10 protein-coding genes are annotated in these 10,798 nt (G+C 64.7%); 2 read left to right on the top strand and 8 right to left on the bottom strand.

The features are described 5' to 3' along the window. Nucleotides 1-982 (bottom strand): lipocalin-like domain-containing protein (locus QOJ24_RS03535; RefSeq protein WP_526259157.1); only part of this gene is annotated, 982 nt, incomplete at its 3' end. 69 nt (nucleotides 983-1,051) lie between these two features. Between QOJ24_RS03535 and QOJ24_RS03530 the strand changes: the two genes are divergently transcribed. Beyond that, nucleotides 1,052-2,506: an aldehyde dehydrogenase gene (locus tag QOJ24_RS03530; protein ID WP_526259155.1), complete on the top strand. Its 1,455-nt coding sequence runs from the start codon at nucleotides 1,052-1,054 to the stop codon at nucleotides 2,504-2,506. Nucleotides 2,507-2,511: 5 nt separating this feature from the next. On the opposite strand, the gene QOJ24_RS03525 is transcribed toward QOJ24_RS03530, so the two are convergent. The 6 genes from QOJ24_RS03525 to QOJ24_RS03500 form a co-directional block, all read right to left on the bottom strand. Then, nucleotides 2,512-2,925, bottom strand: a complete 414-nt coding sequence (locus QOJ24_RS03525) for a hypothetical protein (RefSeq protein ID WP_526259153.1) — start codon at nucleotides 2,923-2,925, stop codon at nucleotides 2,512-2,514. A gap of 117 nt (nucleotides 2,926-3,042) precedes the next feature. Then, nucleotides 3,043-3,486, bottom strand: a complete 444-nt coding sequence (locus QOJ24_RS03520) for a MaoC/PaaZ C-terminal domain-containing protein (RefSeq protein ID WP_526259151.1) — start codon at nucleotides 3,484-3,486, stop codon at nucleotides 3,043-3,045. Continuing rightward, nucleotides 3,483-4,034, bottom strand: a complete 552-nt coding sequence (locus tag QOJ24_RS03515) for an FAS1-like dehydratase domain-containing protein (RefSeq protein WP_526259150.1) — start codon at nucleotides 4,032-4,034, stop codon at nucleotides 3,483-3,485. The genes QOJ24_RS03520 and QOJ24_RS03515 overlap by 4 nt, the downstream gene beginning before the upstream one ends. Next, on the bottom strand, nucleotides 4,018-4,431 hold the full coding sequence (locus QOJ24_RS03510; protein ID WP_526259148.1) for a nuclear transport factor 2 family protein: 414 nt from the start codon (nucleotides 4,429-4,431) through the stop codon (nucleotides 4,018-4,020). Before QOJ24_RS03510 ends, QOJ24_RS03515 begins: the two co-directional genes overlap by 17 nt. A 14-nt stretch (nucleotides 4,432-4,445) precedes the next feature. Beyond that, nucleotides 4,446-6,053, bottom strand: a complete 1,608-nt coding sequence (locus QOJ24_RS03505; protein ID WP_526259146.1) for an AMP-binding protein — start codon at nucleotides 6,051-6,053, stop codon at nucleotides 4,446-4,448. Continuing rightward, nucleotides 6,046-7,161 (bottom strand): aromatic ring-hydroxylating oxygenase subunit alpha, encoded by a 1,116-nt coding sequence (locus tag QOJ24_RS03500; RefSeq protein WP_526259144.1) that lies wholly within the window; start codon nucleotides 7,159-7,161, stop codon nucleotides 6,046-6,048. The genes QOJ24_RS03505 and QOJ24_RS03500 overlap by 8 nt, the downstream gene beginning before the upstream one ends. A gap of 104 nt (nucleotides 7,162-7,265) precedes the next feature. Between QOJ24_RS03500 and QOJ24_RS03495 the strand changes: the two genes are divergently transcribed. After that, nucleotides 7,266-8,504: a cytochrome P450 gene (locus QOJ24_RS03495; RefSeq protein WP_526259142.1), complete on the top strand. Its 1,239-nt coding sequence runs from the start codon at nucleotides 7,266-7,268 to the stop codon at nucleotides 8,502-8,504. A gap of 5 nt (nucleotides 8,505-8,509) precedes the next feature. Here QOJ24_RS03495 and QOJ24_RS03490 read toward each other — a convergent pair. Next, nucleotides 8,510-10,798 (bottom strand): CaiB/BaiF CoA-transferase family protein (locus tag QOJ24_RS03490; protein ID WP_526259140.1); only part of this gene is annotated, 2,289 nt, incomplete at its 5' end.

The raw sequence follows: 10,798 nt of genomic DNA, 5'->3' as shown, positions 1-10,798 counted from the left end.
TCAGGTCCAGGTCGAGCTTCTGCGACGTCAACCGGTGGCGGTCGGGCATGAACCGCACCTCGGCGGGCGGGGGCACCAACGTGCGGATCGACGCGGGCCAGCGCACGTAGCTGGTGACGGTGACCTCGATGTCGTCCGCATACTCGGGCTCGGCGTCCGGGGAGCTCGTCGTGGCGCCCGAGAACGGCTGCAGCGCATTGCCGTTGGTTCGGTCGAACTGCCGCCATATGCTCAGGTCGACATCGTTGTCCAGATTGATCGTGCGCCATTCGTGGGCGCGGGCGCGGATGTCGCCCGTCCCGCCACCGTCGTTGGCCACCAAGGGAAACCACTGCCGGTCGACGTGCCCGGTGGTTCCTTTCACCTTCTCCTGTACTGAACCCCATGACAGCGTTCCGGCCATCGTCATGCCGGTCTGGAAGTACGAATACGTGGTCGCCTGCCCGAAACACTCGATGGTGCCGTTGTAGGCAGCGGCACCCAGCGGCACGGGCGCGCGCGACGGCGTCACGTGCAGGTCCAGTCGCATCTCACCGCCGTGCTGGTCGGTGCCGCAGAAGGTCACGTCATACGTGTAGGGCAGCAGGTCGCCGGCCTCGTCCCGACAGGTACGCCAGACCGCGGTGCCTGCACGGCTGTCGTACGTCATGTCCAAGTGCTCGTCGCCCACCGTGAGCTTCGCCGCCACGTCGCTCTTCTTGTTGGTCGACGGCATGTCGTAATCGGTGAAGGTGCCGTATGTGCCGTTGTCGAGGTCGAAGAGTGCGAGCGTGTAAAAGTCGGCGACGATCGCCTGCCCGGGCCTGTTCTTGTTGAAGATGGTCAGAAAGGCGAACTTTCGATCGGCTTCGCCGGTGAGTTCGCCTGCGAGGAACCACGTGTCCGACTCGCACGTGGGGTGGTTGGCTTCAGCGGTGGGGAAGACGAAATGCGGGTCGCCCGGCACCAGCTCGTACGGATACCGACGCCAGTCATCACCCACGGGCACTCCCAGATTTCTTTTTTGCTATGTTAGCAGCAATAGCAACTTTAGCCGACGGGCGGAGGCGCCGTGAGATCCCTCACCTACGACCGGCTTTACATCGGTGGCCGCTGGCAGAAGCCGTCAACCGGGCAACGGATCTCGGTGATCTCGCCGCACACCGAGCAACCGATCGGCGAGACGCCGCAAGCCGCTCCGAGCGATGTGGACCTGGCCGTGTTGGCCGCGCGCAAGGCTTTTGACGACGGGCCATGGCCACGGCTCCCGGTCTCGGAGCGAATGGAGAAGATCGAAAAGCTCACCACCGTATATGCCGCCCACGCGGAGGAGATGGCCGATCTCATCACCGCCGAGATGGGGTCACCGCGCACCTTCAGCCGGTTGGGCCAGGCGAACGGGGCCTTATCGCAGATGTACCTGACCCTGGCCACGGCAAAGGACTTCGGCTGGGTGGAACGCAGACAGGGACTGTTCGGCCAGGTTCAGGTGCGGCGTGCTCCCGTCGGCGTCGTCGGCGCAATCGTGCCGTGGAACGTCCCCCAGGTGTTGATCATGCCCAAGCTGATTCCGGCGCTGATCGCAGGGTGCACCGTAGTCGTCAAGCCGGCCCCGGAGACGCCGCTCGATGCGATGTGGCTTGCCGAGATGCTCGATGAGCTCGATCTGCCGGAGGGCGTCGTGTCGATCGTGCCAGGTGGCGGGGAGACCGGCGAAGCCCTCGTCCGGCACCGGGGCGTGGACAAGATCGCGTTCACCGGATCATCGGCCACCGGCAGGCACATCGCCGCGGTGTGTGGTGAACAGCTGAAACGCGTCAGCCTCGAACTCGGCGGCAAGTCCGCGGCGATCATCCTCGACGACGCCGACATCGACCACACCGTCAGACATCTCAAGATGGCAGGGCTGATGAACAACGGACAGGCATGCGTTGCGCAGACGCGGATACTGGTCAGCGAGCGCAGGCACGACGAGGTCGTCGATGCGCTCGCCGACATGGTGTCCGGACTCCAGGTCGGGGACCCGGCCGACGAGTCCACCGACGTCGGTCCGCTTGTCGCCCAGCGCCAGCAAAAGCGGGTCCAGGGCTACATTCAGTCCGGCATCGACGAAGGCGCGAAAGTGGTTGTCGGCGGCGTCGATGCCCCCCACGACTGCGGATGGTATGTCCGGCCGACGCTGTTCACCGAGGCCACCAACGACATGAAGATCGCCCGCGAGGAGATCTTCGGCCCGGTGCTGACCGTGCTGCGCTATGGGGACGAAGCCGACGCGATCCGGATCGCCAACGACAGCGACTACGGACTGGCCGGATCAGTGTGGACGGCCGACGTCGCGCACGGTCTCCAGATCGCAGGCGAGATCCGCACCGGCACTTACGGAATCAATATGTACCAGCTCGACACCAGCGCGCCGTTCGGCGGGTTCAAACAGTCCGGCATCGGCCGCGAGTTCGGCCCCGAAGGTCTTTCGCAGTACACCGAGGTGCAGTCAACGGTGACCGCGGGCGAACTGCCGTTGACGTAGAGGTCTTACTGTCCCTGCTTTGCAGCCGCGGCGGCCTTCTCCGCCTTGTCCTGGAATGCCCGGCCGTCCGGGCTGCCCAGCGAGGCGCCCGGCGTGGTCGCCGTCGCGACACCCCTGTCGCAGTTGAGGGCCAGCAAGACGACGCTGTCAACGTGCTGAAAGGCCCCGTCGGACACTTCCATGAACGGCGCATTCGTGGCGCTGGTTACCAGGCAGTCGCCCATCGCGGCCTGCCGGTCACCCACGGTGACTTGGATCTTTGCCGTGCCGCCGCCGTCCTCGATCTTCGAAACCGCGTCGCTGTAGGTCATTCCGACCACGTCCGGCGGTGCGGAGGTGCTCGCCGACGCGATGCCTGCGGCCAGCAACACCAACCCACCGGCGGCGCCGACGGTGATACCCGAGATAACTGCCTTCATCACATGCCACCCCCATTGCATCGTCGGAATGGGAGAAGCTAAAGCGCCGAACCTGTGTTTTGACAGGGTGTCAGCGATGAATGTGCCGTGAATGGACGCGTCACTGGCAGTGCCGCTCTACCCCGAGAGCTCCAGGGTCACCTCGGCCGGGCAGCACAGTTCGTCGCGCTGGTTGAAGATGGCGATCTCGAGGTCCACCAGGTGCCGCATGGTGTCACCGGTCTTCTCGTGTCGCTTGTCGACGACACGACCACGGCCGACCATCGAGTCGCCCGCATAGACGGAACCGATCATCGACACCTTGCGCCGCACCACCCGGCTGTACGGCCCAGCCCAGTCGGTCGCAATCCGGTCGATGAAACCCGCGAGATGCATCGTGTTCACGAAGATCGTTGGATGCCCGTGACGTTCGGCATAGGCAGGGTCATAGTGGCCGGGAAAGTAGTCCCAGGTCGCGCCTGGGTTCATCACTACGCGCTGATAGCTGATCTTGTCGACGACTTCCGCAAGGTCGGTCGGCACAATGACATCGCTCCACGCCAGTTTGCGGTAGTTGCTCACGGCGACGCCGTCGGGGTGAATCGGAACAACGTGTTTCGGTTCGTCGCCACGAGGGACCCGTCCTGGCCGTAGTAGCTGTCGAACGTCTCGACGAAATGGCCCACACCGACCTTCGTTCGCTTCTCCGAAGACACCGAGACGACCTCCTCGACCACCTTGAGTCGGTCGCCCTCTATGACCGGGGTCACGAGTTCCACGTCATTGGACGCGTTGATGAACGTGGTACCCGGAAGCGGGACGCGAATCGCGATTGACGGAATCGGACGCTGCCCATCGGGCAGCCATGGCGGTGGAATCAGCCAGCCCATCAACAACGCTGGTGGGGCGACAAGTCCGCCCCACACCTGCGTGGCGAAGTCGGCATCCCAGTAAGCGGGGTTGCCATCCTGCACCGTGGCGGCGAAATGCTGGATGCGAGCCGCACTCACCGCGGTGCCTGCAAATCTGGGCTCGCTGCGCACGCCGACCATGCGCAGGGCATCTTCGTAGGTGCCGAACGCGAACTCGTAGCGGATGCCCGCGGTCACGGGCTCATACCGGTAACGCATCTTTGCTCGGCACAACGTCCCATTCGAGCTCACGGGACGTGAAGTACCACCCGCCCCGCTCGTAGATGAGCCGGTCGCGGAAGGTCCCGGTCGCGCGCAATTCCGCTCCGACGAACAGCAACGCGACGCAGTGCGCGGTGGCGTCGACGCCGTCGACCGTGATCTCGTGGTCGACGGTCACCAGTCTCTGGTCGTTGCCGCCGTCGAACGCCTCGCGGAGATTTGTGAATGTCTGCCCGTCGCGCACGAACGTCGCACCCGCGTGACGGAAGGTCGCAATCCAGCCGCCGAAGTCGCCTGCCGCGAACAACCGGTTGTGCCGGGCGTTCAGGTTCAGGATTGCCGCGCGCCCGGCCACCCCGGCGAGCACGAACTCCTGCTGATAGGTCATCGCCATGTGTGTCTCCCGTCCTAGCGACTGAGTATGTAGCCGTGATCCTCGCGGTCCCAGACGTTTACGCCCAGACCCCTCTTTCGTAGCAGGTCCTTGCGGACTCGTCCGATGACGTTCTTCGGTAACTCGTCGAGCACTTCCAGATATCGCGGTACGCAGAAGTAGGGCATCCGTGCAGAGCAGAAGTCCAAAAGCTCGGCGTGGTCGAAGTCCACCTGCGGAGCAATCGTGACGACGACCAGGATGTCGTCCTCCCCCAGGTCGCTGGGTACGGCGACGGCCGCCGCCTCGAGCACTGCGGGATGGCGCATCACCGTCGTCTCCACCTCGACCGAGGAGACGTTCTCGCCGCGCCGCCGCAGCGAGTCCTTCGCCCGGTCGATGTAGGTCAAATTTCCGTCGTCGTCGAAGGAGCCGAGGTCGCCGGTACCGAACGAGTCGCCGTGCGGCGTGACCACCAACTGTGAGTCGACCGCGGTTGCGTCGACATAGCCCAGGCTCATCGCGTTGGCCGATTTCGCCCTGCACGTGATCTCGCCGACTGAGCCTGCGGGCACGGGCATCCCGTCACCGTCGACGATGCGGACATCGAAGGCGGGATTCACTCGCCCCGACGTTCCGGGTACACCATCCTCGGAGAACCTCTTGTAGGCGATCGGGAAGGCTTCCGTCATGCCGTACATCGTCACGACCCTGACGCCGTAACGCTGCTCGATGTCGCGGTACACATCGGCTGCGATAGGGGCGGCCGAAATGAATCTCAACGGCAACTGCGAGTCGCGGGCATCCGGCGGCTGGTTCCACAGCATGGAGACCATGGCCCCCGCGCCTGCGAAACCCGCTGCGCCGCATGACCGTATCTCGTCCCACACTTCACTCGGCCGGAATGCCGCCGACAACACCGTCGTCGCGCCCAGCAGCATCGGCGCCAGCACTGAGGGCGCAGCGCTCAGGTGGAACAACGGCATGGCGCTCCACACCACGTCACCCGCAGCGAGATCCCAGGCCGTCGCCACCCCTGCCGCGGCGGTGAACAGATAGTGCCACGTTGTTGCGACGGCCTTCGACGGTCCGGTGGTGCCCGAGGTGAAGAACAGTGCCGCCAACTCGTCCGGACCGATGGGGTCGGCGTCAGGCGGGACGCTGGACGCGCGCACCAACGCTTCGGTCAACGAATCCCCAATGACCAGTGTGGTTCTCGCCGTCTCGATCCGGTTGACGATTTCGTTCAGGCGACCAAGCCGTTCGGCATCGGTGATGATGACCTTGGCGCGCGACAGTCGCAGAGCGTGCACCAGGAAATCATCCTTGTTGGCGACGTTGACCGCCGCCGTCACAGCCCCGACCCGCGCTGCGCCGAGCCAGAAGTACACCCACTCGGGACACGTCGCCGTGAAGAGTGCAACGGTGTCACCCCTCGCAACACCGTTGTCGGCCAACACGTTCGCGGCTGCACACGAACGATCTCGCATCTGCGCGAACGTTACCGGAGTGCCGGCGATCGTCATCATCGTGCGGTCGCCGATCTGCTCGGCGCGCCGGTCCAGCACATCCGGAATCGTGAAACTTTCGACACCGAACTGCGACGGGCCGATCGGGCCGATCGGCCTACCGGCTTCAGGCACCCGCCGCCGCCGGGTCCGGCTCGCCGCCTGCGGTGTACCCGAAGTCGATTGGCGACGGCTCTTCTCCCGGATAGAACCGGTGCGCCCATCGCCGCAGTGCGGCATAGTCGCGAGCTTCCTCGGGAGCCAGATTCGGCTTCTCCAGGTACTTCATGTTCTCCCAGGTGAAAAAGTCCTGCTTGATGACTTCCTGTTGCAACTGAAGAAACTTCGCGGCGCGGCCTGCCGGTTGCTCGCCGGTATCGCCGGGTTCGCGAACCGACGCCTGGGTGTAGAAGTAGTCCGTGTAGTCCTCGTCGACGGGGGTCTGGCCCGTCACCTCAATGGTCTCGACGAGTTCTTTGGGGAAGCGCACGATGCCCAGGCCAAGCGAGTAGTTGTCATAGATGATGTTCGCGTCGACTGGTCCGTCGGGCGTGAGCCATGTCGATGCGCGGCCGCCGCCGAAGTTCGCGGTCACCGTCGCGTGCAGGTGGTAGCCGTTCGCGTCGAACGACGTTGTGCTGGCGGCGCTGTCGGCCTTATGGACGAACTGCACGTGATACGGGTCGGCCGCGTTCTCGATGATCATCTGCGCATGCACCTTGACCCGGTTGAGCATTCGGGAATGCGGGTGCAATGGGTAGTAGTCGTGGGTTTCCAGTTCGGGAAGCACGGGCGGTTGCCAATAGGGTGCCCGGCCATGGCGTTCATGCCACACGACGATGAACCCGTACCACTCCTGGGCGGGGTAGCTCTTGATCTTGACGTTCTGCTTGCAGCCGATCTTGCTGTACGGGATCAGCGCGTTGGTGCCGTCTCCCCGCCACTGCCAGCCGTGCCACGGACAGACGATGTGCTCGCCTTCGACGGTGCCGCCGACCCCCATGTTCGCGCCCAGGTGCAGGCAGTAGGCGTCGAGAACATTGACCTTGCCCGACGCGGTGCGGAAGATGACCAATTCCTCGCCGAAGTAGTGCGCTCGCTTGACCTGGCCGTTCTCCAGTTCGGAGGCGAAACCGACGATGAACCAGCCTGTCGGGAAGCGGTATTTCGAGAGGCTGATACCGCTGGGGCCGAACTCACGTTCTGACGGATCGATGGTGGGATCGTCGATCGTGTCCGTCATGCCGTCTCCATCCGCGCCATATTTGGGCAGGTCAGACCCTGTCCACGGTCTATTGTTACTATTTTAAGCATTCTAGGTCAAGGACAGCGAACCCAGGAGCCTGCATGCCCACGACCACACCAGTCGACCTGTCGGATTCCACTCTGTGGCAGAACGGCTTTCCCGACGAACTGTTCGCCGAGCTGCGCCGCGATCGGCCGCTGTTCCACCACGAGCTGACCGACGGCGTGGCGAAGACCGTCAAGCGGGACTTCTGGATGGCCACCAAGCACCGGCATGCCCAGCGCATCCACCGCGACACGGACTCCTTCACCGCGACCGACGGGCCGCTGATCCAGGGCGTGGGCGTCATCGGCTCGGCGCCGACCATCATCAACATGGACCCACCGGATCTCCTCAAGCGGCGACGGGTGATGTCGCACGCCTTCACGCCGAAGGCCATTGGCAAGCTGGAGGAAGGCATTCGCAGGCGCGCCGCGGGAATGGTGGACCGGCTGCTCACCGCGGGCGGGGGCGACTGGATCGACGATGTCGCCGACGTGCTCCCGATGTCGGTCATCGGCGACATCATCGGCATACCCGAAGAGGACCGACCCGAGATCTTCGACACGCTCGACCGCATTCTCAAAGTGGCATCGTCGGACGACGCCGTCGCAGCGCAGAACGCGATGGAACTGTTCGGCAAGATTTTCACCTACGCTTCCGAACTCACCGCGGAGAAGCGGCGCAATCCCACCGACGACATCTGGAGCACGTTGACCTCCGCGGTCGTCACCGAGGAGAACGGCGAGGAGTTGTCGATCCCGGCCAACGAACTGGAGATCTTCTTCTTCGTCATCGCATTCGCAGGCAGCGACACCACCAAAAACGCGTTGGCCTCCGGGCTTGCGGCCTTCGCCGGCAACCCCGAGCAGATCGAGCGCTACCGGGAGGACGAAGCCATCCGGTCGAACGCCGTCGAGGAGGTGCTGCGCTGGGCTTCGCCGGTGACGTTCTGGACACGCAGTACGAAGATCGACGTCGAGATGGACGGTGTGACGATCCCGAAGGGTGATCGGGTGGTGGCAATGCTGCGCTCGGCCAATCGCGATGAAGAGGTTTTCGACAACCCGTTCGCATTCGACATCGGCCGCGCCGAGAACCCGCACGTCACCTTCGGTGGCGGCGGACCGCACCATTGCCTCGGCGCGATGCTGGCCCGTGCCGAGATACGCGCGGTGCTCGACGAATTACTCTGTCATGCAGGCGAAATCACCCTTGGCGCACCAAAGGTTACCTATCCCAACCTCACCAACAACATGACGATCTTCGACGGAATGCCTATCTCGGTGACCCGACGCTAACTGCCTCATGCACCCTTCGGCCTGGTGCCGATGACACCCTCGTCGGCCAGCCGGTGCAGATCATCCAGGGTGAGCCCACACAACTCCGTGAGCACCTCCTCGTTGTGCTGACCCAACGTCGGCGGTGTTCGAAGCAGCCATTTGCGTGCATCGTCGAGCCGGGCGAACGGAGGACACGGATACAGGCCTGCGCCGGTCCTCGGATGCTCGAGCCGCTCGAAGAATCCGCGCTGCACCAACTGTGGATTCTCGGTCACCAATGACGGCGAGACCACCACGGCCGCCGGAATCCCTGCCGCCGTGATCTTTTCCACGGCATCATCGACGTCCTGGGTGATCAGCCACTCCTCGACGTCGACACCCTTGCCGCCGATGAGTTCGGCCAACGCAGAGAGCTCGTCGTCGGTACGCACGCTCACCGCGATCCAGTTGTCATCGCCGGCGCACCGGTAGACATCCTGCAGCATCGCACTATGCCCGCGGTTGCCACGGCGCTTCATGACCTTGCCGAAAACCTCGAATTCCATTGTCTGCACCGCAGTCACGTTGAGCACGGTCTCGATCATCGGGACCTCCACGAGTTGGCCCCGGCCGGTGCGGTCGGCGAACTCCAGCGCCGTGAGCGTCGCGAACGCCGCATGCGCGCCCGCGAGTGGATCGCAGGCGCCACGGGGTGCGACGGGCAAGCCGTCCGGTAGACCGGTCACCCAGGCCAGGCCCGCGATCTGCTCCATCGTCGGCGCGAAGCCGACCCGGTCCCGCCATGGACCGGTCAACCCGAACGCCGGCATTCGTACGACGACGACACGGGGATTCAGTTCGAGCAGCGTTTCGGCGCCGAGGCCGAATTGATCCATCACCCGCGGGGAGAAGTTCTCGATCACCACATCGGCCTGGCGCACGAGTTCCTTGACGAGCCGCAGCCCGTCGGCGGACTGCAGGTCCAGCGTGACCGACCGCTTGTTGGTGTTCATCGCGTGGAACACCCAGCCGTACTCCCACCAGTCGTCGACGTCGGTGCGCATTCCCCCGGAATAGCGGATTCCGTCCGGCCGCTGGATCGACTCGATCTTGACGACGTCGGCTCCGAGGGCCGCCAGTGCATGTGCGGCGGCCGGGCCTGCCCAGAATGCCGTGAAATCGATGACCCGCACTCCGGCCAGCGGCGCTTCCGCGGACCGTGTGCGAGGTGCAGATTGCCTTGGCGCCCAAAGCGATACGTTGTCGGCTTCCCCGACCGCCGGCGCGGGACGAACCGGTGCCTGGCGAGCGATCGACATGAGCCATGGGGCACGCGGTTGCCGGAATCCCGCGGGGTTGTCGATATAGACGCCGCGCGTCTTCAGGTGATCCATGTCCGCGATCGTGGAACCGTTGCCGAGGGGCGCAAGCGGCAGCCGGAAGAGCTGGCCGAGCTCGACGATCTCCGCGACCGTCCTCTCACGCATCCACGGGTCGATCCGTTCACGGATCCAGTCGCGGTAATCCCATCGCCCGATCTGGAACCGCAACTGCGGAATCTCGGTGAAGTCGGGACAGTCGACCATTGCGGCGAAGTCCAGCCACTGCTGGCCGGTGACCATGCTGATGCCCACGTAGCCGTCCTTGGCGGGCTCGATCGACGGCACCTCCACCGAGCGTTTGACGGGTGGCCTCTTCAGCAGCTGCGAGTGCAGCCATTCGCTGCTCTGCATCAACGTGATCGCCTCGAGCATGGACAAGTCCAGGTGCCCGCCCGGGCCGCCGCGTGCGACGCGGCGGCGCAGCGCCACCGCGCCGTACGCCGCCCAGGCCGCGCCCATGTACTCGCCGAGGTCACCGCCGATCGAGATCGGCGGCCCCTCGGGGTCGCCGCGAAAGCCGGTGAGCCCCGAGTCGGCCTGCAGGGTGAACTCGGTCGCGGGCCGCTCCGACCACGGCCCCGTCCAGCCGAAGTCGGAGATGGTCACGACGACGCAATCGGGCCGCGCCTCGAGCAGCTGGGCCGGATCGATGCCATGCGCAGTGGCAGCGGATCGCGTTCCCGTCACAATCACAATATCGGCGGCGGCCAACAGATCCGCGGAAAGGGTTGTCACGCTCCGCTTTCCGGCCGACAGATAGCTGAACAACGGTGAATCGCTACCCTCGGCAGGCTTGGCGCCGGTTGCGGTGAAGCGACGCAGCGGATGGCCCGCGGCGGGCTCGACCTTCACGACGTCGGCGCCCGCATCGACGAACAGCTTCCCGCAGTAAGCGCCGGCGATGCGGTCGCTGATCTCCACGACGCGCAGGTCACAGAGCGGAGTAGGTGC

Origin of the sequence: Mycobacterium sp. (genome assembly GCF_032159775.1) — a bacterium.
Lineage (GTDB): Bacteria > Actinomycetota > Actinomycetes > Mycobacteriales > Mycobacteriaceae > Mycobacterium.
This window is presented reverse-complemented; position numbering and strand designations above follow the sequence as displayed.